At 64.8% G+C, this 24,961-nt stretch carries 24 protein-coding genes; 19 read left to right on the forward strand and 5 right to left on the reverse strand.

The genetic code is table 11. The annotated features are described in order from the left end of the window. Window positions 1-337 precede the first annotated feature (337 nt). Genes flhF through AAHK20_RS33035 form a run of 3 tightly spaced genes read left to right on the forward strand, consistent with a single transcriptional unit; the run spans window position 338 to window position 3,951 of the window. The gene (flhF, locus tag AAHK20_RS33025) at window positions 338-2,290 is read left to right on the forward strand and encodes a flagellar biosynthesis GTPase FlhF (RefSeq protein ID WP_449185718.1); all 1,953 of its coding nucleotides are present in this window, start codon (window positions 338-340) and stop codon (window positions 2,288-2,290) included. After that, a complete protein-coding gene (locus AAHK20_RS33030; RefSeq protein ID WP_449185719.1) occupies window positions 2,283-3,191 on the forward strand; it encodes a MinD/ParA family ATP-binding protein in 909 nt (302 codons plus the stop codon). Before flhF ends, AAHK20_RS33030 begins: the two co-directional genes overlap by 8 nt. A 28-nt stretch (window positions 3,192-3,219) precedes the next feature. Further along, window positions 3,220-3,951, forward strand: coding sequence for an RNA polymerase sigma factor FliA (locus AAHK20_RS33035; RefSeq protein WP_449185720.1), 732 nt, complete (start codon window positions 3,220-3,222; stop codon window positions 3,949-3,951). A gap of 65 nt (window positions 3,952-4,016) precedes the next feature. Here AAHK20_RS33035 and AAHK20_RS33040 read toward each other — a convergent pair whose 3' ends face one another. Continuing rightward, window positions 4,017-4,214 carry a hypothetical protein gene (locus AAHK20_RS33040; RefSeq protein ID WP_449185721.1) on the reverse strand — a complete coding sequence of 66 codons (198 nt, stop codon included), beginning with the start codon at window positions 4,212-4,214 and terminating at the stop codon, window positions 4,017-4,019. Between the two features lie 316 nt (window positions 4,215-4,530). Between AAHK20_RS33040 and AAHK20_RS33045 the strand changes: the two genes are divergently transcribed. The 4 genes from AAHK20_RS33045 (at window position 4,531) to AAHK20_RS33060 (ending at window position 9,564) form a co-directional block, all read left to right on the forward strand. Next, the gene (locus AAHK20_RS33045) at window positions 4,531-5,061 is read left to right on the forward strand and encodes a fimbrial protein (RefSeq protein WP_449185722.1); all 531 of its coding nucleotides are present in this window, start codon (window positions 4,531-4,533) and stop codon (window positions 5,059-5,061) included. Window positions 5,062-5,135: 74 nt separating this feature from the next. Beyond that, entirely contained in the window at window positions 5,136-5,906 is a 771-nt protein-coding gene (locus AAHK20_RS33050; protein ID WP_449185723.1) for a fimbrial biogenesis chaperone, read from the forward strand. Between the two features lie 7 nt (window positions 5,907-5,913). Next, window positions 5,914-8,499, forward strand: a complete 2,586-nt coding sequence (locus tag AAHK20_RS33055; RefSeq protein WP_449185724.1) for a fimbria/pilus outer membrane usher protein — start codon at window positions 5,914-5,916, stop codon at window positions 8,497-8,499. Window positions 8,500-8,745: 246 nt separating this feature from the next. Next, complete coding sequence (locus tag AAHK20_RS33060) at window positions 8,746-9,564, forward strand: fimbrial protein (protein WP_449185725.1); 819 nt, start codon at window positions 8,746-8,748, stop codon at window positions 9,562-9,564. Window positions 9,565-9,606: 42 nt separating this feature from the next. On the opposite strand, the gene AAHK20_RS33065 is transcribed toward AAHK20_RS33060, so the two are convergent. The 3 genes from AAHK20_RS33065 to flgA form a co-directional block, all read right to left on the reverse strand. After that, on the reverse strand, window positions 9,607-10,041 hold the full coding sequence (locus AAHK20_RS33065) for a flagella synthesis protein FlgN (RefSeq protein WP_449185726.1): 435 nt from the start codon (window positions 10,039-10,041) through the stop codon (window positions 9,607-9,609). Window positions 10,042-10,185: 144 nt separating this feature from the next. After that, on the reverse strand, window positions 10,186-10,533 hold the full coding sequence (gene flgM, locus AAHK20_RS33070) for a flagellar biosynthesis anti-sigma factor FlgM (RefSeq protein ID WP_449185727.1): 348 nt from the start codon (window positions 10,531-10,533) through the stop codon (window positions 10,186-10,188). 161 nt (window positions 10,534-10,694) lie between these two features. Further along, window positions 10,695-12,119: a flagellar basal body P-ring formation chaperone FlgA gene (gene flgA, locus AAHK20_RS33075; RefSeq protein ID WP_449185728.1), complete on the reverse strand. Its 1,425-nt coding sequence runs from the start codon at window positions 12,117-12,119 to the stop codon at window positions 10,695-10,697. A gap of 234 nt (window positions 12,120-12,353) precedes the next feature. Between flgA and flgB the strand changes: the two genes are divergently transcribed. The 9 genes from flgB (at window position 12,354) to flgJ (ending at window position 19,973) form a co-directional block, all read left to right on the forward strand. After that, a complete protein-coding gene (gene flgB / locus AAHK20_RS33080) occupies window positions 12,354-12,851 on the forward strand; it encodes a flagellar basal body rod protein FlgB (protein WP_449185729.1) in 498 nt (165 codons plus the stop codon). A gap of 124 nt (window positions 12,852-12,975) precedes the next feature. Then, window positions 12,976-13,401, forward strand: a complete 426-nt coding sequence (flgC, locus tag AAHK20_RS33085; RefSeq protein WP_137330634.1) for a flagellar basal body rod protein FlgC — start codon at window positions 12,976-12,978, stop codon at window positions 13,399-13,401. A gap of 13 nt (window positions 13,402-13,414) precedes the next feature. Next, the gene (locus AAHK20_RS33090; RefSeq protein WP_449185730.1) at window positions 13,415-14,143 is read left to right on the forward strand and encodes a flagellar hook assembly protein FlgD; all 729 of its coding nucleotides are present in this window, start codon (window positions 13,415-13,417) and stop codon (window positions 14,141-14,143) included. A 30-nt stretch (window positions 14,144-14,173) separates the two neighbouring features. Further along, the gene (flgE, locus tag AAHK20_RS33095; RefSeq protein ID WP_449185731.1) at window positions 14,174-15,409 is read left to right on the forward strand and encodes a flagellar hook protein FlgE; all 1,236 of its coding nucleotides are present in this window, start codon (window positions 14,174-14,176) and stop codon (window positions 15,407-15,409) included. A gap of 26 nt (window positions 15,410-15,435) precedes the next feature. Beyond that, the gene (flgF, locus tag AAHK20_RS33100; protein ID WP_449185732.1) at window positions 15,436-16,194 is read left to right on the forward strand and encodes a flagellar basal-body rod protein FlgF; all 759 of its coding nucleotides are present in this window, start codon (window positions 15,436-15,438) and stop codon (window positions 16,192-16,194) included. Between the two features lie 62 nt (window positions 16,195-16,256). After that, window positions 16,257-17,045, forward strand: coding sequence for a flagellar basal-body rod protein FlgG (gene flgG, locus AAHK20_RS33105; protein ID WP_449185733.1), 789 nt, complete (start codon window positions 16,257-16,259; stop codon window positions 17,043-17,045). Between the two features lie 62 nt (window positions 17,046-17,107). Continuing rightward, on the forward strand, window positions 17,108-17,821 hold the full coding sequence (locus AAHK20_RS33110; protein ID WP_449185740.1) for a flagellar basal body L-ring protein FlgH: 714 nt from the start codon (window positions 17,108-17,110) through the stop codon (window positions 17,819-17,821). 4 nt (window positions 17,822-17,825) lie between these two features. Further along, on the forward strand, window positions 17,826-19,019 hold the full coding sequence (locus AAHK20_RS33115; protein WP_449185734.1) for a flagellar basal body P-ring protein FlgI: 1,194 nt from the start codon (window positions 17,826-17,828) through the stop codon (window positions 19,017-19,019). 9 nt (window positions 19,020-19,028) lie between these two features. After that, window positions 19,029-19,973: a flagellar assembly peptidoglycan hydrolase FlgJ gene (flgJ, locus tag AAHK20_RS33120; RefSeq protein WP_449185735.1), complete on the forward strand. Its 945-nt coding sequence runs from the start codon at window positions 19,029-19,031 to the stop codon at window positions 19,971-19,973. 3 nt (window positions 19,974-19,976) lie between these two features. Here flgJ and AAHK20_RS33125 read toward each other — a convergent pair whose 3' ends face one another. Next, window positions 19,977-20,399, reverse strand: coding sequence for a type VI secretion system amidase immunity protein Tai4 (locus tag AAHK20_RS33125; protein ID WP_449185736.1), 423 nt, complete (start codon window positions 20,397-20,399; stop codon window positions 19,977-19,979). Between the two features lie 299 nt (window positions 20,400-20,698). On the opposite strand from AAHK20_RS33125, the gene AAHK20_RS33130 reads away from it, so the two are divergent. The 3 genes from AAHK20_RS33130 to flgL all read left to right on the forward strand — a co-directional run bounded on the left by AAHK20_RS33130 (window position 20,699) and on the right by flgL (window position 24,875). Further along, the gene (locus AAHK20_RS33130; protein WP_449185737.1) at window positions 20,699-21,454 is read left to right on the forward strand and encodes a flagellar brake protein; all 756 of its coding nucleotides are present in this window, start codon (window positions 20,699-20,701) and stop codon (window positions 21,452-21,454) included. 230 nt (window positions 21,455-21,684) lie between these two features. Continuing rightward, entirely contained in the window at window positions 21,685-23,619 is a 1,935-nt protein-coding gene (gene flgK / locus AAHK20_RS33135; protein WP_449185738.1) for a flagellar hook-associated protein FlgK, read from the forward strand. An 11-nt stretch (window positions 23,620-23,630) separates the two neighbouring features. Continuing rightward, window positions 23,631-24,875 (forward strand): flagellar hook-associated protein FlgL, encoded by a 1,245-nt coding sequence (flgL, locus tag AAHK20_RS33140; protein ID WP_449185739.1) that lies wholly within the window; start codon window positions 23,631-23,633, stop codon window positions 24,873-24,875. Window positions 24,876-24,961: the final 86 nt, after the last annotated feature.

The raw sequence follows: 24,961 nt of genomic DNA on the forward strand, positions 1-24,961 counted from the left end.
AGTGACCCCGGTCCCGGGGAGGGACGGACTATACGGACCGGCGCGAAATCAAAGTGTTCACGCAAACCCCAAGCAAACGACAAACAAGGCAAGGCAAGGCGCCGCAGGCAAAAGCCCCCAACCGCCGAACGGCAAAAAACCGCCAGCGGGCCGCCTAGGCCCATCAGCCGAAATACACCCCTTTCCCCGCCTTTATCCGCCGATCGTCGATAGACATCCCCAGGAATAATCGGTGTCAGTGGAAAACGGTCTGTCACGGCGCCCGAATCGAGGCGCCCCGGGGCTGAAGAGCCGGAAAAACGCACGAAAAAAGTCGTCAACCTCATCGGGGGCTAGCTTGAACATTCGTAAATTCATCGGTGCGACAAGTCGCGACGCACTGCGCCTGGTACGCGAGGCCCTGGGCGCCGATGCGGTGGTGCTGTCCAACCGCACGATGGACGACGGCAGCGTGGAGATCGTCGCGCTCGCCGACAGCGAATTGGCATCGATCGCGCCGAAGGCCCGCTACGGCGCGGCCGCCGCGCTGTCCGCCCCGCGCCCCCAGCTTTCGCAAGCCAATCCCTATGCGAGCGGGATGCCCGATGTGTTCTCCGCCGTGTTCGGCGCGAGCCCGGAAGTGGGAATGGAGCAGTCGGGCGTCGCCGGTAAATCGGCCGCCTCGGACTTCGCGAAGCCGGCAGCCGCATTGGCCGGCAGCGACTTGCCGAGCGTCGCCACGGCAGCCGCCTTGGCCCGCGCCCTGGACGCCTCCGACCACGATTGGCAAGAGCCCGTGTCGTACGACGCGCGCGCCGACCGCGCGCAGAACGCCATGCGCCGCGACTCGGCCGCGGACTCGGACGCCGCATCGCGCAGCGAGCAAGGCGCCGACGCGCGCAGCGGCGAGATCACGCCGCGCCTGGACGCCGCCGCCGGCGCGGGCTCCTTCGCGCCGACCCGCGTCCTGCCTCCCGTCGGCCCGCGCGCGGAGCAAGCGCCGCGCACGATGGCCGAAACGAACCCCTGGCTCATCGACCACGCCCGCCGCATCGCGGCGCAGAACCAAGGCGCGCACGTCGGCAAGCAGCACGCAATGTCGCCGGCCGCAGCCGCCGCGAAGGGCCTCGGCGCGCCGGGCAAGGTGCTGACCGCCGAAGAACTCGCCGCCGCCGCGCAGCCCGACTGGGCGCGTGAAGCGACGCAATCGGCCGCGCGCCGCGCCGCTGCGCGGCTCGGCCTGCCGCCGACCGCCGTGGTGACGCCGGCAGGCGAAATCGACAGCGCCACGAACGCAATGGCCGAAGCGGTCCGCTCGCGCATGGAGCAGATGGTCGCCGAGACGGTGATGACCGAGCTGTCGGCGATGCGCGGCATGATGGAAGAGCAGTTCGCGGGCTTGTTGTGGGGCGACCGCCAACGCCGCAGCCCGACGCACGGCGCGCTCACCAAGCACCTGTTCGCCGCCGGCTTCTCCGCGCAACTCGTGCAGATGATCATCGACAAGATGCCCGCGGTCGACAGCATGGAAGCGGGCATGGAATGGATCCACACGGTGCTCGCGAACAACCTGCCCGTGATGGAGAACGAAGACGCGCTGATGGAGCGCGGCGGCGTATTCGCACTGATGGGCCCGACCGGCGTCGGCAAGACGACGACCACCGCGAAGCTCGCCGCGCGCTGCGTGATGCGCTTCGGCGCGAGCAAGGTGGCGCTCTTGACCACCGACAGCTACCGGATCGGCGGCCACGAGCAGCTGCGCATCTTCGGCAAGATTCTCGGCGTCTCCGTGCATGCGGTGAAGGACGCCTCCGACCTCCAGCTCGCACTCGCCGAGCTGCGCAACAAGCACATCGTGCTGATCGACACGATCGGCATGAGCCAGCGCGACCGCACGGTCTCCGACCACATCGCGATGCTGTGCGGCGCAGGTCAGCCGGTGCAGCGCCTCTTGCTCCTGAACGCGACGAGCCATGGCGACACGCTGAACGAAGTCGTGCAGGCGTACCAAAGCGCGCCCGGCCAGCCGGAACTCTCGGGCTGCATCCTCACCAAGCTCGACGAGGCGACCAACCTGGGCAGCGTGCTCGACACGGTGATCCGCTACAAGCTGCCGGTGCATTACGTGTCGACCGGCCAGAAGGTGCCGGAGAACCTCTACGTCGCAACCAAGAAATTCCTGATCAAGAGCGCGTTCTGCATTCCGCGCGATGGTTCGCCGTTCGTGCCGGACGACGAGGATGTTCCCGCGTTGCTGTCGGCGCTGTCCGCGCGCTCGACGGCTGAGCTCCATGAGGTTCGCTTTGGATAAGGTCATGGTCGACCAAGCAGAAGGACTGAGGCGGTTGCTGAGCAAGAACGGTTCGCGCGTGGTGGCGGTCACGGGCGGATCGAGCCATGTCGGACGCACGTCGACGGTCGTGAATCTCGCGGCGGCGCTGGCGGCGCAGGGCAAGGATGTGCTCGTCGTCGACGAATGTCTCGGCGCGAACTCGGTGTCCACCGTGCTCGGCGGCGTGCGTGGCACCGGCAATTTCAGCGCGGTGATGAAAGGCGAGATGCCGCTCGACGAGGCCGCGGCCCGTCATCCGCTCGGCTTCTCGGTGCTTGCGGCGTCGCGCCATCACAGCGACCCGTACAGCGCCGAGCAGCTGAGCGCGGTGCTCTCGGGCCCGGCCGACATCGTGCTGATCGACGCGCAGCTCGACCGGCGCGGCGCGCTGTCCGCGCTGGCGGCGCAGGCGCACGACGTGTTGATCGTCACGCGCGTGGCCGCGCAGGCGATCACCGAGGCTTACGCGTGCATGAAGCGGCTGCACTACGAACACGCGATCGCGCAGTTCCGCGTGCTCGTGAACCACGTGTCGAGCGTGGCGGACGCGCACACCGCGTTCGAAAACCTCGCGCAAGTCGCGGGGCGTTACCTGACGGTGCAGATCACCGATGCCGGTTTTGTGGCATCCGATCCGCTGATGGAGCGCTCGTTCGAACTGTCGCGCTGCGTGGTCGACGCGTTTCCGTCGACGCCTGCCGCGCGTGATTACCGGCATCTCGCCGCCGAGATGCTGTATTGGCCGATGCGTGCAGTCGCGAGCGCGCGTGCGCAGCATGACGTGGCGCAGGCGGCGGTAGTGGCAACGGCGTCGCCGGCCATGCCTGCTGGCATGCCGCCGGCGCGCCATGTCGGCAAGCCGTCCGCGCACCCCGCGTGAGACGAAGGGACGAAGAAAGGAGAGCACGATGTACAACGCTCAAGGAAAGATGTCCCAGGAGGACGTGCTGACGCAATACGCACCGCTCGTGCGTCGGCTCGGCTTGCAGCTCGTGGCGAAGATGCCGGCGAGCGTGGACCTGGACGATTTGATCCAAGCCGGAATGATTGGTCTTCTCGATGCGGCGGGCCGCTACAAGGAAGACCAGGGCGCGCAGTTCGAGACCTACGCGAGCCAGCGCATTCGCGGCGCGATGCTCGACGAGCTGCGCAGCAACGATTGGCTGCCGCGCAGCTTGCGCAAGACCTCGCGCGAGGTGGAGTTCGCGGTGCATCAGGTCGAGCAGCATCTGGGCCGCTCGGCGAGCGAGACGGAAATCGCCGAGCAGCTCAAGATGCCGCTCGACGCGTATCAGTCGATGCTGCAGGACTTGCACGGCAGCCAGCTCATCTACTACGAAGACTTCGACCGTTCCGCCGACGACGAGCCATTCCTCGACCGCTACTGCGTCGACCACTCCGATCCGTTGTCGGCACTGCTTGACGAGAGCCTGCGCTCGGCGCTGATCGAGGCGATCGAACGCCTGCCCGAGCGCGAGAAGCTCTTGATGTCGCTCTACTACGAGCGCGGTATGAACCTGCGCGAAATCGGCGCGGTGATGGAGGTCAGCGAATCGCGCGTGTGCCAGCTGCACAGCCAAGCCGTGGCGCGTCTGCGCACGCGGCTGCGTGAAATGGCTTGGGCGAGCGTCGAAAACTGATTTAGACGGCGCGCTGCGCGGGGTCGACGCAATGTCGATGCCGGGCGCGCCGGAGCAGGTCTTAATCAATCCCGAAGCAGGACAAACGAGAAGCGCGGCAGATGGCCGCGCTTTTTGCGTTTACTCGCGCGTGGATTGTCTGCGTCCGGACCGCGCTTCGACATGAATGCATTTTTACCGGACTTTCCCATCGATACATCAAAGCGGCGCGCTTGCCGTAAATAAAAATCGAATTGGTGATGCCGTGTTTCATTCGATTCCATGATTAATGTCAGTAGCTGGATGTCGACGCCGCTAGTCGTTATTGAGAGAATGCGTGTCCCCTCAGATCGTGATTTCGAGATTTATTTGATGTGGGGATGCGATTTATTTTCTTATTGCGAGGATTGCAATAGGACAATTCTTAAATCATATATCACGTTGATTTTTATGTGAAATTTGACGCGCCTAAATTAGGATCGGCTTAAGAAGATTCCTAAAAATAAGAAAAGTCCTGTTTTCGAGATTTAAGCGGTGTTAAATTTTGGTCGCTTTACTGATTTGCCCTTCCAATAATTTTGCAATAGAAGGATGCTTAAAATGCGTACCTTGTTTATCCGCCGCTCGCGCCTCATCGCACTGCTGCCTTTCGTATTCGCTTCCGGGCTGGCGTGCGCGCAAACCGCCACGACCGGCACTATCAATTTCACCGGCAGCATCACCGCCGTGCCGTGTGAAATCGACACGGCCGCCACGGACGGCACGGTCACCATGGCTAAAGTCTTCGCCAACGACTTCACGGCGGTCGGCGCCACGACCGGCACCACCGCCTTCAAGATCGCGCTGAAGAATTGCGGCGACGCCACCAACGGCGCCACCGTCACCTTCACCGGCACGGCCGATTCGGACAATTCCGCGGCCTTCAAAACCACCGGCACCGCGACGGGCGTCGCCCTGCAACTCGTCGACGACACCGGCGTGCCGATCAGCTACGGCTCGGCGTCGAAGACCTACGCGATCGCCAGCGGCGCCAACACGTTCAACTTTTCCGCCCGCTATATCGCGACGAGCGCCACGGTCCAAGGCGGTACGGCCGACTCGCAAGCGCTCTTCGCCCTCACCTACAAGTGATCAGGCTGGCGGTCCGAGTCCCGCAGCCGCCCCGCACGCGGCCTGCGCCGCGTGCGGATCTCGGGAGATCTTTCATGCGTTTCACCAGCATCGCGCAAGCCGCCTTGGCGGCGACGATTGCGCTTTCCAGCCTCTGCGCCCAAGCCGGCGTGCAGGTGGGCGGCACCCGCGTCATTTTCGACGCCAGGAACGATAAGCGAGAAACCTCGCTCGCCGTGCGCAACAAGGGCGCTACGCCTTACGTGATCCAGGCTTACGTCGACGACGGCGCGGGCAACACGAAGAACATGCCGTTCGCCGTGACGCCGCCGCTGTTTCGCCTCGACGGCGGCAAGGAGCAGCTCGTGATGGTCCGCCGCGTCGAAGGCAAAACGCAGTTGCCTGCCGACCGCGAGTCCGTCTACTGGCTCGACGTGAAGGAAATCCCGCCGACCGACAAGGGCGCGCAGAAGGATGCCAACTCCCTGAAGATCGCCGTGCTCACCCGCGTCAAGCTGTTCTACCGTCCCGTGGAACTCACGGGCGATGCCGCCGATGCGCCCGCGAAGTTGAAGTGGGCCGTGGTGCCGGGCCAGGACGGCCACGGCGCCGCACTCAAGGTCAGCAACCCGACGCCTTACCACGTCACGTTCTCGACGATCGAAGTGAGCGGCAAGCAGAAGGAAAGCATCAACGTCGATATGGTCGCGCCGCAAGGCGACCTGTTGATTCCCATTCCGGAGCGCGCGGTGCCGAAGGTGCAGCCCGTCACGTTCAGCTACACGACCATCAACGATTACGGCGCGCTCACGCCTGCCACGCAGGTGACCGCGCAGCCCGAGGCCGCTCAGGCCGCATCCCAGTAAAGCTCCCATGACTCGGCGTGCCGCTACCGGCCGTCGGCCGCGCGGTGCGGCCGCCAGCCTTTTCCCGATTCGCGACGTCGCTGTGGCGGCTGCGCTTCTCGCGCATTCGTTCGACGGGTCCGCTCAGGAAAAGCTCGACTTCGACCCGGCCTTTCTGGAGCTGGGCGGCGGACAAGGCCGCGCGGACCTGTCGGTGTTCGCCGCCGGCAACCGCGTGCTGCCTGGCCGCTACCTCGTCGATATCGAAGTCAACGCGGAGCCGGAGGAGAAGCGCGAAATCGCCTTCCGCTCGGATGCTCCAGATGAGCAGGGGCGCGACGCCGCGCCGTGCCTCACGCGCGGCATGTTCGCCGAGTGGGGCGTCAACGTTGCGGCGTTTCCTGAACTCGCGAAAGCGGGCGATGACGAGTGCGTCGAGATCGCGCGCTTCATTCCCGATGCGAGAGTCTCGTTCGACAGCTATCGGCAGCTGCTCACGGTGAGCGTGCCGCAGGCGGCGATGAAGCGCCGCGCGCGCGGCGCGGTCGATCCGTCGAAGTGGGACCAGGGCGTCCCCGCCGCGCTGCTCGACTATCAACTGAATGCCGCTCAGTACATGGGCAGCAACTACAGCAACTCGCCGTCGCGGACCTCGCTCTACGCGGGCTTGCGCGGCGGCGTCAACGCTGGCCCCTGGCGCTTCTCATATTCGTCGTCGTTCCTGCGCGGGCTGGATGGATCGAGCGAATTCCAGCTGCTCGATAGCTACGTCACGCGCGACATCGTGCGCTGGAACAGCCGCCTGACCATCGGCGACGGCACGACGCCATCGAGCATCTTCGACGGCTACCAGTTCCGCGGCGTGCAGTTGGGCACCGACGAAAGCATGCTGCCCGACAGCCTGCAGGGCTACGCGCCGACCATTCACGGCGTCGCGCAGACCAACGCGCAGGTGACGGTGCGGCAGAACGGCTACGTGATCTACAACACGTTCGTGCCGCCGGGTCCGTTCACGATCGACGACCTGTACCCGACCTCGTCGTCGGGCGACATGGAGGTGACGATCACCGAGGCCGACGGACGCGTCACCAAGTTCGTCCAGCCGTACTCGGCCGTGCCGATGATGCTGCGCGCCGGCTCCTGGCGCTACGACGTGACGGCGGGCCAGTACCGCGACGGCATCGCCAGCACGCATCCGAACTTCGGCATGGCGACGCTCGCGCGCGGCCTGCCCGGCGAGTTCTCGCTGTACGGCGGCGTGATCGGCTCGAATATGTATCAGGCGGTGCTCGCGGGCATCGGCAAGAACCTGGGGCGCTTCGGTGCGATGTCGTTCGACATGACGCGCGCGCGCAGCGAAACCAATCTCGCCGATACGCACGCGATCAGCGGCAACTCGTTCCGCTTCCTCTACGCGAAGGCGTTCGCCGGTAGCGGCACGGACGTGCGCGTGATGGGTTATCGCTATTCGACGTCGGGCTACCGCAGCTTCTCCGACGCGGTGCAGCTGCGCGACGGCACGCAGTCGATCGCGCTCGGCGCGAAGCGGGCGCGTGTGGAAGGCACCGTCACGCAACGCATCGGCGAATCCGGCTCCGTGTTCGCGACCGTCGGCACGCAGAGCTACTGGCATGGCGGCGGCACGAGCAGCCTGTTCCAGGCGGGCTATACGGGGCAGGCCAAGCGCGTGTCCTACGGCGTCTACGGCTCGTACAGCCAGGGCAACGGCGTGCCGTCGAGCTGGAACGTGTCGCTTTCGCTGTCGGTGCCGCTCGAGGTGCTGTTCGGCCGCGGCAACCTGCCGGGCGGCAACAGCCAGAGCATCACGTACTTCGCGAGCCGCGACAACGAGAACCGCATTAGCCAGCAGGCGACGCTGTCGGGCACCGCCGGCGACGACCGTCAGTTGAGCTACAGCGTGAGCGCGGCGCACTCGAACTCGGCGTCGGTGAGCGGGACGGGCGCGGCAAGCTATCTCGCGCCGTTCGGGCGCTACGACCTGTCGGTGGCGACCGGCAGCGGCTATACGCAAGCGGCCGTGACGGCGGCGGGCGGCATCGTCGCCCATCGCGGCGGCGTGACGTTCTCGCAGCCGCTCGGCGAGACGGTCGGCCTGATCGAAGTGCCGGGCGTGCGCGGCGTGCGCTTCGAGACGAATCCCGGCGTCGCCACCGATGGCGCGGGCTACGCGGTGATTCCTTATCTGAATCCGTATCGGATCAATCGCGTCACCGTGACTGCGCGGAATCTGCCCGAGGACGTCACGCTCAAGAACCCGGTGCTCGAAATCGTGCCGACGCGCGGCGCGGTGGTGACGGCGAAGCTGGAATCGAAGGTCGGGCGGCAGGCCGCGTTCGTGCTGACCGAGCCGGACGGCACGGCGATTCCGATGGGCGCGGTGGTCGAGAACGGCGAAGGCGTGGAACTGGGCGTGGTGGGCATGGATGGGCTTGCGTTCGTCAGCGGCTTGCCGTCACTGACGGGCGAGGTGACCGTGCGCTGGAAGGCGGACGCCGGCGACCGGATCTGCCACGTGAGCTACACGCTGCCGGTGAAGGCGGCGCGTGATGCGTATTCGCAGATCGATGCAACGTGTTTGAGCGGGGATCGGTGAATGTGGAAATGTCGGACTCCCGCTGCCGAAGATCCCGGTCGCGGCCAATTCGCATGTGGAGGTGGTATGCAAGACGTAGCAATGCAAGGGGAACGCGCAAGGACGGCCAATGTGTCTTCATGCAAAGCCGTCGTGCGATCGCTCGCGGTCTGCCTGTTGCACCTGGCGGTGTCGTGTCTGTTGCTCCAGGCGCCTTCTGCGTACGCAAAAAGCGGGTGGTGCAGCACTCCGGACCAGACGATAACGTTGCCTTCCATCAAGGTGGCGAGCGATGCGCCGATCGGAACGGTGCTGTGGAGCCAGGACATACGGTACAGCCTGAATTGCGGTTCGTATCTCTTTGCCTCGTCCGATATTTACGTCTTCAGGGAATACATGAATCTGGCAACGTACGGCCTGGAGTTTTTCTTGACCTTCAATTACGCCGACGTGGGCTACAAGGCGAAGGTCGCGACGGTCTCCGGCCCGAACGGCACACCTTTGACTGGAGGGATGACCATCGGTCTTCGCAAAATCGGAGCGACTCCGACGCAGGGGACGGTGTCGGTCAGCAATCGACCCGATGTCATCTTCGGCGGAGAGTCGCTCGATGACACGCTGACGCGCTACTACCTTGGCAACCTCTCCAACATCAGCTTCACCTCCTACACCTGCGACATCGACACCGGTTCGCGCAACATCAGCGTGATACTCGGAGACATGCGCGAGGATAAGTTCACCGGCATTGGCACCACCTCGCCGGACAAGACGTTCAACATCAATCTGAACTGCACGCAGCCCTCGGGCACCTACAACGCGGCGCTCACGTTCAGCGCGACGGCGGACAGCTCGCAGGTGCCGGGCGTGATCGCGCTCGCCTCGGACCCGAGCGCGGCAGCGGGGGTGGGCATCCAATTGCTGATGAACGGCCAGCCGGTGGGCTTCAATACCGGTTTGGGTGCAGGCGTGGCGACGGCGGGCGCGACGCTGTCGATTCCGATGACGGCGCGCTACTACCAAACCGCGGCCAAAGTGAAGCCAGGCAAGGCCAACGGCATCGCGACTTTTGTCGTGTCGTACAAGTAATGTGGAGGGCCGGCGCCGTGGCGGCGCCCTGAGGACCGGCGGTTAGACGCCCGCCATCCGCCCATCCGGCCCGTACACCGATGCCTTGCTGGCAGCCCCGCGCAGAATCGCGAGCGCGCTCTGGTTGTAGTTCATGCGCACGCGGATCATGAGGCCGTTGTTGGTGTTCGCGCGGCGCGCGCGCTGCACGACCGCCTGCAAGAGCTTCCAATGCTCGGCGAGGCGCGCGTCTTGAGCGGACGCGAGCTCCATGCCCTTCCAGCCCGGCGGCAAGCCGAGGTCGCGCAACTGCGTGTCGCGCGATTTTTCGAGCGATGCGAGCTGTTCGGTCAACTCGGTTTTCTTTTCGATGATCGAAGGCAGCATCTCGAGCGGCGAAGCGGCCGCGAGCGCTTTTTCTTCGTAAGCGAGCAGCGAGGCGAACGCCTCGACCGTCGCGTATTCGTCGATCACAGTGGCAAGCAGGGCATCTTTCATAACGACTCGCATAGCGTTGCATGGGGCCGGAGTAAAAGCTAAAGCGCTAACTCTGGCCAACAAAACAAAAGGGTTCGCGTGTTTGTTGCACGCGAACCCTGGCGCCGGAATGCCGCCCGACAGCTGCTGCGATCAGTGCATGGCTCAGCCGCCGGTCGACGGGTTCTTCTGCAACAAGCCGCGCGCCGTTTCCAGCACGCCGTCCGCAATCTTGCTCGTGTTGATCGTCAGCGTGCCGTTCTGAATGGCCTGCTTGATCGACTCGACTTGGCCGACGTCGATATCGGCCGCGCCGGATGCCGCCAGGCTGCGCAACGACGACGACAGCCCCGACAAGTTCACGTTCGCATCGCCCGCGGAACCGCCCGCGCCCTGCGCCGGCGCTTTCGAGGCGCTCGCTGCCGCAGCCGTGGCGTTGTCGCCCTGCTGCGTGCGCTGCGCGCCGTCCTTCAACGACGACACGCTCGAATTGGTGGTGGAATCGATTTTCACGATTGGCTTCCCGAATGATTTGAATGTGATAACGGCACACCCTAATCAAACTTTAGCGCAATCGTCCATTCCCCATTTTTCCGCCCCGGTCGGCGCCCTAACGATCCGGCCCCGCTAATTCGCGAACCCCGCCGGCTTTGCTGCCATCGCCGCAATCGTTTTCATAGCTGGATCTCGACCGTGCCGCCGTCCTTCACGACGCCCTGGATGATCTGGCCCGCCGCCGTCTTCACCCGCACCGTCTGCCCGGGCGACGCGTTGTTCATCGCGCTGCCTTCCGACGAAATCGAAAATCCCTGCCCGTTCGCGACGATCCGCACCGTCTGCCCGACCGTCACCGCCGACGCGCTGCGGATCATGTCCTGCCGCAGCGGCATGCCCTCCGACACGCGCATGAGCGCGACCGAGCCGACCGCCTGCGATGGGTTGATGATGACGGCCATCGGCAGCGTGGTCAGGTCGCCGTCGTGCGCGACGAGATCGGCGGCCGACAGCACGTCGCCGGGCGTGAGCGAGCGGGCGGCGACGTAATAGGTGGCTTGCACCGACACGCGCGCTTGCACGTAAAGCGTCCACGGACGGTCGCCGACGCAGCGCACGCCGACGGTCGTGCGGCCCCACATGCGCGAGCCGGTCGGCATGAACGGCGCGAGCGACGTGCAGGCCGCGAGTCCGCGCGGGAAGACTGTATTGACGGTGATGCTGACGTTGCCCGGCAGACCTTGTGCCTGCTGCTGCAGGAACGCGAGCGCGGCTTGGCGGATCGATTCGCCGTCTTCCTGGCCGGCGCGGGCAGCGGGGTTGGTTGCGGGAGCGGCTGGGTTGGCCGCGGTAACCGGTACGGAGGCCGCTTGCACAGCGCGGACCGGTTGCACCACGACGCGCGTGACGGAAGCGCTCGCGACTGGCTGCACGGCTTGCGCCGCTTGCGGCAGCGAAGCCGGCGCAGGGCTGGCGACGTTCGCGGCGCGCACGTTGCGCACATAGCGCGGGTTCGCGCCCGAAGCGAACTCGGGCGGCTCGCCGCGTGCGGAAAGGGGATCGATCGACGCGTCGGCGGGCGTGTTCATCGCGACGGCCTGGGCGTTTTGACGCGAAACCTGTGGCGCCGAAGCCATCACGACCGGAATCACCTGGCGCGGATCGGCTGCGGCGTTCGCGTTGCCCGCGTAAGCATTCGCAGCGACGGATTGCTCCGGATGCTCACCCGGACCGGGAATGACGATCGCGCCGCTCGCGGCGGCGGCGTGCGCGAACGCATCTTCACGCGAGGCACCGCGCGTGACAGGCGCAGCCGCAGGGACGGCGGGCATGACCGGCATCGCTGGCGCGGCAGTTTGCATCCCGGCGCTCTGCGCCATCGCGAGCGCGGCGGCCGGATTCGTTTCGCCAGGCCCGGGAATCACGATCGGACCGCTGCCGGCCGTCTGCGCGTGAACGAGCGGAGAAGCGGCGACGCATCCCAACAAGCACGCACTCGCAAGCGCCCAGCGCCGCAGCGCGCCCCAAGCCGCCGTTCGCCCATGCGCCGTGCCCGCGCCTTTGGCGCGGACACAGCGCATGACTTCGGTTGCGGCCCAGGACATCGCGAATCTCCATCGGAATACATCGGTACGCTTCGCATTCTAGAGATCGCCCCTCGCGCGCAAACGTTGAATAGAGGGGCGCTTCCCTGGTTATTCGTCCGATTGCTTCTTGCGCCGCCCCCCCAAAATGCGGTCCATGTAAAAAGGCCATCGTGCCGGTTCGCTGCTGACGCGGCGCGAACCAGCCCGGTCCCTGCAAATCGCTTGCGCTTGCTTTCGACGGAGAAACGCCCGATGGACAAACTCGATACCGAATTCGCCTTTGGCCGCCAGTCGCTCGATGTGCGCGCCTACCGGCAGGAATTGCTGTCGTCGAACATTGCGAACGCGGACACGCCCGGCTACAAGGCGCGCGACGTCGATTTCTCGTCGGCGCTCTCGAGCGCGCTCAAGCAGAGCGGCGCGGCCGGCAGCACCGGCATGGCGTCGAGCAACGCCCAGCCGCTCGCGCTGGCGCAGCCCGCGGGCGTGACGAGCGGCATGTCGATGGCGACGACGCAGGCCGGCCACATGGCAGGCAACACGAAGCTGATTCCGACCGGCGGCCCGTCCGACAGCTACGGCCAGCTCGCCTACCGGAATCCGGTTCAGCCCGCGCTCGACGGCAACACCGTCGACCTCGACACCGAGCGCGTGCAGTTCGCCGACAACTCATTGCATTACGAATCGCAGATGACAGCGATCTCCGGCCAGATCAAGACGATGCTCGCGGCGATCACGTCGGGAAGCTAAGCGGTAAATAAGCGGCAAATGAGCGGCAAAGACCGCAAGACTCGAGATATCCAACCGGCAGCAGTAACGGAAACGCCATTCACCACCGCACGCAACGGGGTTTAAAGAGAGGTCAACGAAAGCCATGCCATCTTTGATGAACATTTTCGACGTTGCGGGCTCGGCGATGTCCGCGCAGTCGGAACGACTGAACGTCACCGCATCGAATCTCGCCAACGCCGACAGCACGACCGGCCCCGACGGCCAGCCGTACAAGGCCAAGCAAGTCGTGTTCGCCGTGAATCCGCTCGGCGGCGCGCGCACGGCTTCCGGCCAGCAAGTGGGCGGCGTGCGCGTGACCGGCGTGGTCGACGATCCGACGCCGATGAAGACCACCTACGACCCGAGCAACCCGGCGGCGAATTCGGACGGCTACGTGACCATGCCGAACGTCGACCCGGTGCAGGAAATGGTGAACATGATCTCGGCGTCGCGCTCGTACCAGGCCAACGTCGAGACGCTGAACACCGCCAAGAACCTGATGCTCAAAACACTCACGATCGGCACCTGAGGAGAAACCCACCGTGACGACCAATACGACTATCGGCAATACCGGGACCGTCTCCCAGACCCTGCTCAACAACGTGAACGGCACGACGGGCAGCTCGACGAGTTCGACGTCCACGTCGAACAACTCGACTTCGGCCGCGAGCCTGCAGAGCTCGTTCCTGCAACTGCTCGTGACGCAGCTGCAGAACCAGGACCCGACCAACCCGATGGACAACTCGCAGATGACGTCGCAGCTCGCCCAGATCAACACGGTGTCGGGCATCAGCCAGCTGAACACGACGCTGAGCTCGCTCGCCTCGCAACTGACCGCGCAGCAGCAGGCGCAGTCCGCGAACCTGATCGGCGCGACCGTGCTCACGCCGGGCAACTCGGTGACGGTGAGCAACACCAGCGGCACCGACACGATCACGCCGTTCGGCGTGACGCTCTCGGGCGCGGCCACCAACGTGCAGATCCAGGTGACGAACTCGTCGGGCCAGTTGGTCAACACGATCAATCTCGGCAAGGAATCGGCCGGCACGGTGCCGGTGAGCTGGACGCCTGTCGATGCGTCGGGCAACGCGCTGCCGGCCGGCAACTACACCATTTCCGCTTCGGCCACGATCGGCGGCTCGCCGGCGACGCCCACGACGGTCACGGGCGCGGTGGTCGAAGGCGTCCTGCCGCAATCGAGCGGCAGCGCCAACCTGGTTTTGACGAACGGCAATACGGTCAACCTGTCCACCGTCGCCGGCATCCTCTAATTCATCACAGATTTTCCAAGGGAAACGCTCATGAGCTACGACACCGGTTTGAGCGGTTTGGCCGCCGCGACGAACGATCTCGACGTAATCGGCAACAACATCGCTAACGCCAACACCGTTGGCTTCAAGCAAAGCACGGCGCAATTCGCCGACGTGTACGCGAACTCGATCGCGACCTCGGTGAACAACCAGATCGGCATCGGCACGCAGCTGGCGGCCGTGCAGCAGGACTTTTCGCAAGGCACGATCAACACGACGGGCCAGGCCCTGAACGTCGCGATCAACGGCACTGGCTTCTTCCAGATGTCGAACAACGGCTCGCTCACGTACTCGCGCAACGGCGTGTTCCAGCTCAACAAGAACGGCTTCATCACGAACGCGGAAGGTCTGGACCTGATGGGCTACACGGCGAACTCGACGGGCGTGATCAACACCGCATCGACCGTGCCGCTGCAAGTGCCGACCACGAACGTTCCGCCGACCGCCACGGCCAACATCACCGCGCAACTGAACCTGGACGCGCAGGACAAGACCCCGTCGGTCACGCCGTTCTCCGCGACCAACTCGCAGACCTACAACTACTCGACCTCGATCCAGACCTACGACACGCTCGGCGGCTCGAACCAGGTCAATATGTATTTCGTGAACAACGGCGGCGGCACGTGGTCGGTCTACGGCGGCACGTCGGGGGCCGTCAGCCAGCTCGGCACGGTGACGTTCAATAGCTCGGGCACCCTGACCAGCACGGCGGCGACCGCCCCCGCGACGAGCGCGGCAACCGGCCAGTTCACGTTCACGATCCCGACGACCGACGGCAGCTCCAACCCGCAGTCGATGACGCTGAACCTGACCGGCACGACCATGTTCGGCAGCGCGGACGGCGTGAACAACCTCGCGCAGGACGGCTTCTCGGCCGGCCAGCTGACCAACTTCTCGATCGGCGCGAACGGCATCGTCACGGGCAACTACTCGAACGGCCAGACCCAATCGCTCGGCCAGATCGTGCTCGCCAACTTCAACAACCCGAATGGCCTGCAGGACCTCGGCGGCAACGAGTACGCCGCGACGTTCGCATCGGGCGTGCCGCAGATCTCGGCGCCGGGCAGCACGAATCACGGCACGCTGACGGGCGGCGCGGTCGAGTCGTCGAACGTGGACCTGACGACGCAGCTCGTCGACCTGATCACGGCGCAGCGCAACTATCAGGCGAACGCGCAGACGATCAAGACGCAGCAGGCCGTCGACCAGACGCTGATCAACCTGTAAGCGCGACTGCATAGAACGGGCGAGTCATGGACCGATTGATCTACACCGCAATGACGGGCGCCGCGCAGGCGCTCGAGCAGCAGGACGTCGTGGCCAACAACCTGGCGAACACGTCGACCACGGGTTTTCGCGCGCAGCTCGCGAACTTCCGCTCGGCGCCGCTTTCGTTCGGCGACGGCAGCACGGTCAACGACGACACGACTCGCACGTTCGTGCTGTCCTCGACGCCGGGCGCGGACTACACGCCCGGCCCGATTTCGCAGACGGGCAACCCGCTCGACGTCGCCGTGCAGGGCCCGGGCTGGCTGTCCGTGCAGACGGCCGACGGCAACGAGGCCTACACGCGCGCGGGCAATCTGCACGTCGACGCGAACGGCCAGCTGATGACCGCGAACAACCTGCCGGTGATCGGCAGCAGCGGGCCGATCGCAGTGCCGCCGGGCTCGGACATCACCATCGGCAAGGACGGCACCGTTTCGGCGCTGGTGGCGGGCGACCCCCCGCAATCGATCGCGGTGATCGACCAGCTGAAGCTCGTGAACCCCGATCCGAACACGATGGAGCGCGGCAACGACGGTCTTTTCCACACCACCGACGGCAATCCCGCCGATGCGGACCAGACCGTCGCGCTCGCACCCGGATCGCTCGAAGGCAGCAACGTGAATCCGGTGGCGGCGATGGTGTCGATGATCACCAACGCGCGGCAGTTCCAGATGCAAACGAAGTTGCTGCAAAACGCCGATCAGAACGACCAGTCGGCGAACCAGCTGCTGACGTTCAGCTGAAACGCGGATACCGCCCACGCTTGATTGAGCCTCGCTGAAAGAATTTCTGGAGAACCACCCAAATGAACCGTTCCCTCTACATCGCCGCCACCGGCATGAACGCGCAGCAGTCGCAGATGGACGTGATCTCGAACAACCTCGCCAACGTGAGCACGAACGGCTTCAAGGGCTCGCGCGCGGTGTTCGAAGACCTCATGTACCAGACGCTGCGTCAGCCGGGCGCGAACTCGACGCAGCAAACCGAGCTGCCGTCGGGCAGCCAGGTCGGCACCGGCGTGCAGCAGGTCGCCACCGAGCGTCTCTTCACGCAAGGCAACATGCAGCAGACCGGCAACTCGAAGGACGTCGCGATCAACGGCAACGGCTTCTTCCAGGTGCAGATGCCGGACGGCACGATCAGCTACACGCGCGACGGTTCGTTCCAGACCAACTCGCAGGGCCAGCTCGTCACGTCGAGCGGCTATCAAGTGATTCCGGCGATCACGGTCCCCGTGAACGCGACGTCGCTCACGATCGGCAGCGACGGCGTCGTGACGATCACGGTGCCGGGCTCGACCAACAACCAGACGGTCGGCACACTGCAGCTCGCGACCTTCATCAACCCGGCCGGCCTCGAGTCGAAAGGCGAGAACCTGTATTCCGAAACGGCGTCGTCGGGCACGCCGAACGTCGCCGCGCCGGGCTCGAACGGCTCGGGCACGCTCAACCAGGGCTACGTCGAAGCCTCGAACGTGAACGTCGTGCAGGAACTGGTCAACATGATCCAGACGCAGCGCGCGTATGAGATCAACAGCAAGGCCGTCACGACGTCGGACCAGATGCTGCAGACCTTGAGCCAGATGTCGGTCTGACGCGCAGTTGACGCGTTCGATGCGCAGTTGACGAATAGGCAATGAATAAGGCGGTAAAGACGATGTCGCAGCTCTCTCGTATTCCGGTTCCGTTGCGCGCGCTACGCGCAGCCTCGATGCTCGCATGCGCCGGCGTGGTGGCGGCGGGCGTGCTCGGCGGCTGCGCGCAGCTCAAGAAGGAGCCGATCACGCAGCAGCCGATGTCAGCGGTCCCGCCGGTGCCTCCGCAGCTGAACCCGCCCGGCTCGATCTTCAACCCGGGCTACGCGGGGCACCCGCTGTTCGAAGATCAGCGGCCCCGCAATGTCGGCGACATCCTGACCATCGTCATTGCGGAAAATATCAATGCGACCAAGTCGTCGGGGTTGAACACCAACCGCAACGGCACGACCAATTTCGGCGCGACGGCGGCCGGATTCGCGCCCGGCTTCTTCAACCGCGCGAATCTCAATGCGACGGGTGCGAACACGTTCGCCGGCACGGGCGGCGCGAACGCATCTAACACCTTCAACGGCGTGATCACCGTCACCGTCACGAACGTGCTGCCCAACGGCAATCTCGTGGTGAGCGGCGAGAAGCAGATGCTCATCAACCAGGGCAACGAGTTCGTGCGCCTTTCGGGGGTCGTGAACCCGAACACGGTGGCCGGCGACAACAGCGTGTTCTCCAACCAGGTGGCTGACGCGAAGATCGAGTATTCGGCGAAGGGCGTCATCGACGAAGCCGAGACCATGGGGTGGCTGCAGCGCTTCTTCCTGAACCTCGCGCCATGGTGATGCTATGAATTCGAACCTCATTACCCGCGCGTTGCTGCGCATTCGCTCCTTGGCTCTCGCGCCCGTGGTGGTGTCGCTCGCGTTCGCCGCGCTGCTCGGCGCCGGGGCGCCCGCCGCTCACGCTGAACGCCTGAAGGACCTCGTGCAGATCCAAGGCGTGCGCGACAACCCGCTGATCGGTTATGGCCTCGTCGTCGGCCTCGACGGCACGGGCGACCAGACGACGCAAACGCCGTTCACGACGCAGACGCTCGCGAACATGCTCGCGAACCTCGGCATCTCGATCAACAACCAGCAGATCGGCGGCACGAACAGCTCGTCGACGCTGACCAACATGCAGTTGAAGAACGTCGCGGCCGTGATGGTGACGGCGACGCTGCCGCCTTTCGCGCGGCCGGGGCAGGCGATCGACGTGACCGTCTCGTCGCTCGGCAACGCCAAGAGCATCCGCGGCGGCACGCTGCTGCTGACGCCGATGAAGGGCGCCGACGGCCAGGTGTATGCGCTTGCGCAGGGCAACGTCGCGGTGGGCGGCGCGGGCGCCAGCGCGAACGGCAGCAAGGTGCAGGTCAATCAATTGGCTGCGGGCCGCATCACCGATGGCGCGATCGTCGAACGCGCGGTCGCGACACGCGTGACCGACGCAGCCGGCACGATGCAGATGGAGCTGAACGACACCGACTACGACACGGCGCAGCGCGTCGTGGCGGCGGTCAACAACGCGTTCGGCCAGGGCACGGCGACGCCGCTCGACGGCCGTACGATTCAGTTGCGCGCGCCGGCTGACCCGTCGCAGCAGGTCGCGTTCATGGCGCAGTTGGAGAACCTCGACGTGAAGCCGGCGCTCGCCGCCGCGAAGGTGATCCTGAACGCGCGCACCGGCTCGATCGTGATGAACCAGATGGTGACGCTGCAAAGCTGCGCGGTGGCGCATGGCAACTTGTCGGTGGTCGTGAACACGCAGACCGTGGTGAGCCAGCCGGGCGCATTCTCGAACGGCACGACCGTGACCGCGCGGCAATCGCAGATTCAACTGAAGCAGGACAACGGGGCGCTCAAGCTCGTGACCGCGGGCGCGAACCTCGCCGAAGTGGTGAAGGCGCTCAACGCGCTCGGCGCAACGCCCGCGGATCTGATGTCGATCCTGCAGGCGATGAAGGCTGCCGGAGCATTGCAGGCGGACCTCGAGATCATTTAAGGACGGACGATGAACAACTCGAACGCAAACAATGCCGGACTCGACCTGTCGCAGCGCTTCGCGCTCGACACGCAAGGCTTCGACGCGTTGCGCGCGCAGGTCAACGCCTCGCCGCAGGCCGGCCTCAAGATGGCCGCGCAGCAGTTCGACGCCGTGTTCATGCAGATGATGCTCAAGAGCATGCGCGACGCGACCCCGGAAGACAGTCCGCTCGATTCGAACGACACCAAGCAGTTCACGTCGATGCTCGATCAGCAGTTGTCGCAGCAGATGTCGTCGAAGGGCATCGGCGTCGCCGACATGATGCTCAAGCAGCTGATGCGCAACTCGGGTATGCAGGTCGGAGCGGGCGGCGAGGGCAGCGAGGGCAACGGCGCCGCGCTCGATGCCTTGACGAAGGCGTTCGCGAACGCGAAGGCGAACGGTTCGCTGTCGTCGAGCAACACGGGGTATTCGGCCAACAGCGCACTGACGCCGCCGCTGCGCGGCAACGGCGCATCGCCGAAGGTCGACGCGTTCGTCGACAAGCTCGCCGCGCCGGCGCAGGCCGCGAGCGCGGCGACGGGCATCCCGGCGCGCTTCATCATCGGACAAGCCGCGCTCGAATCGGGCTGGGGCAAGAGCGAGATCAAGAAGGCCGACGGCTCGACGAGCCACAACGTCTTCGGCATCAAGGCGACGAAGGACTGGACCGGCAAGACGGTGTCGACGCTGACGACCGAGTACGTGAACGGCCAGCCGCGTCGCGTGATCGAGAAGTTCCGCGCCTACGACTCGTACCAGGACGCGATGACCGACTACGCGAAGATGCTGAAGGACAATCCGCGGTATGCGTCGGTGGTGAACTCATCGCGCGACGCGTCGAGTTTCGCGCACGGGATGCAGCGCGCGGGGTACGCGACCGATCCGCATTACGCGAAGAAGTTGATTTCGATAATGCAGCAGATGGTTTGAGGGTTATTGGGAGCGGCGACGTGGTTTGTCGCCTATCCAGTCAGGGTGGGGCACATATTTACGCACCTGTTCCGCGAGTTCTTGACTGTGGTACATGTCGAGGCATTTGAGCAAATCGAAGCGCGCGCCAGCGTAACCCTCGACCGGATTGCTGTAATTCTTGTTTAGATATTTCTCTACGAGCCGATCCGTTGCCGCGTTGCCTTTGTCGTCATCGTAGTAGGTCCATTCGATGAACGCGCTCTTGGTCGCGTCGGCGTCTTTTCCGGCGGACGTTCCCTTGTAGGCGGTCGAGATGCAGGCGGCCAATGCCCTGTCCTTGTAGTTTTCCGCGTTCGTGCGATATGTCGCATTGATGGAATCGGCGGCAGCGGCAGAGAACGATGCACAGAGCAAAGTGGCGGCGGCGATGCGAGCGGCGATCATTTGAGTGCCCAAAGGTTTGCTCTCTCGTTTGGTGGCCGCCAGCGTAGCACGGGGATGAAAGGATTTTGTTGGCTTTGAACGCTACACCCCAACGCAAACGTTAAACCTCAATTCCGGCGCTCCTCCCGCCAGCCCCCGCGTCCCTCCCAAGCAGAAATATTTCAATATCTGCTATAAACTTCGCCCGTTAGCTGCCGCTAATCAGACAGACCAAGTGCCGGATTTCGTACGTGTTCGGCATAGACGCGCGCCACCGGTCCCACGGCGCGCCCGCGAGAGAACGGAATACCGGCAAGCCCATGGAAATGAATCAGTCGAATGAAAAACCGGAGGAATCCGAGGATTCCGGCCCGGACTTCGGCCGTCGCAACCCGCTGGAAATCGGCGTGCAGTTGCGCAACCTCCTCAACCGCGGCGATTTCCTGACCGTCCAGTACAACGGCGGACAGCTCGTCACGCGCATTCTCGACGTCGACGTGCGAGAGCGCGTGTTCGTCTTCGACTGGGGCGCGCTCGCCGAGCAAAACAAAGGGATGCTCGCCGCGCAGCGCTGCATGTTCCATGCGTCGCCGGAAGGCGTGCGCGTCGAGTTCACCACCGGCACGCCGCGCGAGACCCGTTTCGAAGGGCTGCCCGCGTTCGAAGCCGCGTTTCCCGAGGTGCTCTACTACGTGCAGCGGCGCGAGTATTTCCGCGTCGAGGCGCCGATTCTGGACCCGTACGTCTGCAAGGGCCGTCTGCCCGAGGGCGATACGTTCCGTTGGGAAGTGCACGACGTGTCGCTCGGCGGCGTCGGCGTGCGCACGACCGACGAGCGCGTCGCCGAGCTGCCGATGGGCACCGTGCTCGACGACGTCGAGTTGTTCCTCAACACGCACGGCACGCTGTCGCTCGGCCTGCAGCTCGTCTCGCATCGCGCCTCGGACATGCCCAACGGCATGCGCCGCTATCAGCTCGGCTTCCGCTTCATGGCGCTGCCCGGCAGCGCGGAAAACACGCTGCAGCGTCTCATCACCCAGCTCGAAATGAAGCGCCGCTCGCTCGTGCGGGCCTGACGTCTTCCCAATCCGCCACGGCTTCTCCGCCTGCTCGTTCGAACGGGCGGAGAATTGGCGATCGATTCACACGCTTATCCGCGTTTTGCCCGCGCTACGTGCTGCCGATAATGCATTGGGAGCCGCGCCGCCTTACCGTTTCTCCCTCAATTTTTTCCGCCCGGCGCCGTTATACAACTTGTTCACGCAACGCGGCGGACGGATACCATGCCGCCCATTCAGGATGACGCATGTCCAACAATATCTTCAGCATTGGTCTTAGCGGACTTCAGGCTGCCCAGTGGGGCATGACGACGACGAGTCAGAACATCAGCAACGCGTCGACGCCCGGCTACGACGTCGAGAGCGCCGTCCTCGCCGAAGCCAACGGCCAGTACACGGGCTCTGGCTACATGGGCACGGGCGTGAGCACGGCGACCACGCAGCGCGCCTACAGCCAGTACCTCACGACGCAGCTGAACAACGCGCAGGCGACCAATAGCGCGCTGACGGCCAACAACACGATGGCCTCGCAATTGAACAACCTGGTGGGTAGCCCGACGGGCGGTATCTCGGCGGCAATCACCGCCTACTTCACCGGACTGCAGAGCGTCTCGAACAATCCGAGCAGCCTTGCTACGCGGCAGACCGCGATCAGTGACGCGCAATCGCTCGCCGACCAGATCAACACGGCCGGCCAGCAATATGATTCGCTGCGCCAGAGCGTGAATCAACAGCTCTCCACGACCGTCACCCAGATCAACACCTACTCGACGCAGATCGCGCAACTGAACACCCAGATCCAGGCTGCGAGCTCGCAAGGCCAGCCGCCGAATCAGCTGATGGACCAGCGCGACCAGGTGGTGTCGAGCCTGTCGCAACTGGTGGGTGTCTCGGTCGTGCAGAACAGCAGCGGCTACAGCCTCTTCCTCGGCGATGGCCAACCGCTCGTGGTCGCCAACCAGAGCTTCTCGCTCTCAGCCGTGACCTCGCCGAGCAACCCGAGCGAGACGGCGATCGCCTACAACGGCATCGCGGGCTCGAGCTCGCCGTCGACCAACTACCTGCCGAGCACCGCGCTGACGGGCGGCACGCTGGGCGGCCTGACGTCGTTCGTGAGCCAGACGCTCGACCCGGCCGAAGCACAGCTCGGTGCGATTGCGACGAGCTTCGCCTCGCAGGTGAACGCGCAGAACTCGCTGGGCCTGACGCTGTCGGGCTCGACCGGCGGCAACCTGTTCACGGTGGCAGGGCCGACCGTCTACGCGAACCAGGGCAACACGGGCGCGGAAACGTTGTCGGTGACGCTGACGAACCCGTCCGCGCCGCCGACCGACAACTACTCGCTCGCGTTCAACGGCACCAACTACACGGTGACCGACACGTCGACGAACACCGTGGTCAGCTCGACGACCACCGCTCCGACCACCGTCGCGGGCATGACGTTCACGTTGTCGGGCGCGATGACGGCCGGCGATTCGTTCACGATCCAGCCGACGTCAGGCGCCTTGAACAGCTTCGCGCTCGCGACGACGAGCGCCTCCGCGATCGCGGCGCAGTCGCCGGCGCTGGCGTCGGCGACGAGCTCGAACACGGGCACGGCGACGATCGGGGCGGCCACGGTGTCGTCCGGCTATTCGCTCGCGAGCACGATCACGCTGACCTACAACTCGGCGACCGGCACGCTGAGCGGCGTTCCGATCGGCTCGTCCGTGTCGATCAATTCGGGGGCGGCGACGACGAACGCCACGGGCACGGTGGCCTACACGTCGGGCAACAAGATCTCGATCAACGGCGTGGCCTTCACGATCAGCGGCACGCCGGCCAACGGCGACACCTTCACGATCGCGCCGAACACGGGCGGCACGAACGACGGCAGCAACGCGCTCGCGATGTCGAACCTCGTGTCGAACTCGGTGCTGTCGAACGGCACGGCCACGCTGACGGGCGCGTACGCGAACTATGTGAACAACATCGGCAATGCGGCGAGCACGCTGCAGTCGGCGAGCAAGACGCAGAGCGCGCTCGTCACGCAGATCACGTCCGCGCAGCAATCGGTGTCCGGCGTGAACCTCGACGAAGAGGCAGCCAATTTGATGCAGTACCAGCAGCTCTATCAGGCGAACAGCAAAGTGATTCAGACGGCGAATTCGATGTTCTCGACCCTGCTCGGCATCTTCCAGTGAGGCGGTAAGCGATGCGTATCTCGACTTCCCAGTACTACAGCTCGAACGTCCAGACGATGGACAACCAGCAGGCTCAGCTCGCTCAGCTGGAACAGGAGCTATCGAGCGGCAACGCGCTGTCCACGCCGGCCGACAATCCGCTCGGCGCGGCGCAGGCCGTCACGTTGTCGATGCAGAGCTCGACGCTCACGCAGTACACCACGAACCAGAACTCGGCGCTGACGTCGCTGCAGCTCGAGTCCACGACGCTCTCGAGCGTGACGAGCGTGATGCAGAGCATCACCTCGCTGATGGTGCAGGCGAACGACCACTCGCTTTCCGACAGCAACCGCAGCTCGATTGCGACCGAGCTGCAGGGCGACCGCAACCAGCTCCTGACGCTCGCGAACACGACCGATGGGACGGGCAACTACATCTTCTCGGGATTCCAGTCGGCGACTCAGCCGTTCACCGACAACGCGGGCGGCGGAGTCACGTACCACGGGGACACCGGCCAGCGCCTGGTGCAGGTGTCGGGCACGCGGCAGATCGTCTCGAACGACAGCGGTTCGAGCGTGTTCATGAGCGTCGCGTCGATCGGTGCGTCGCCGGTGCTGGCGGGTTCGTCGTCGAACACCGGCACGGGCAGGAGCGGCGCGGTGACGATCACCAACCCGGCGGCGACGACGAACACCGACAGCTACTCGATCACGTTCGGCGGCACGGCGGCTGCGCCGACCTACACGGTGACGGACAACACGATCGGCGCGTCGAGCGCTGTGACGACGGCCTACACGGCGGGCACGACGTCGCTGTCGATCAACCTCGGCACGGGCATGACGGCGTCGATCTCGGGGACGCCTGCGGTTGGCGATTCGTTCTCGGTGACGCCGGGCACGGCGACGGCGAACAGCAACGTGTTCTCGACACTCGACTCGATCATCTCTGCGCTGCAGGTGCCGGTGAGCAACAACCCGACGGCCTACGCGACGCAGCAGAATGCGCTGACCGCAGGCACGACGGCGTTTCAGAATTCGCTGACGAACATCTCGATGGTGCAGGCTTCGGTGGGCGGGCGGACGCAGGAGTTGAACGCGCTGCAGACGGCGACTTCGAATAACTCGTTGCAGATGCAGAGCAATCTGTCGAATATCACCAGTGTCGATATGGTGTCCACCATCAGCCAGTACGAGGAAGTGCAGAATGCGCTCCAGGCTGCGCAGAAGAGCTTCGTGCAGATTCAGGGGATGTCGTTGTTTCAGTACGTCAATCCTTGAGGCTGGCTGAGGGGGTTAGCGGGGTTTGATTTGAATCGCCCCGGCTATCCTAGACACTCACGAGCCGTTGGGAATGGCGTTGTTCG

The organism is Trinickia camelliae, from assembly GCF_053525655.1.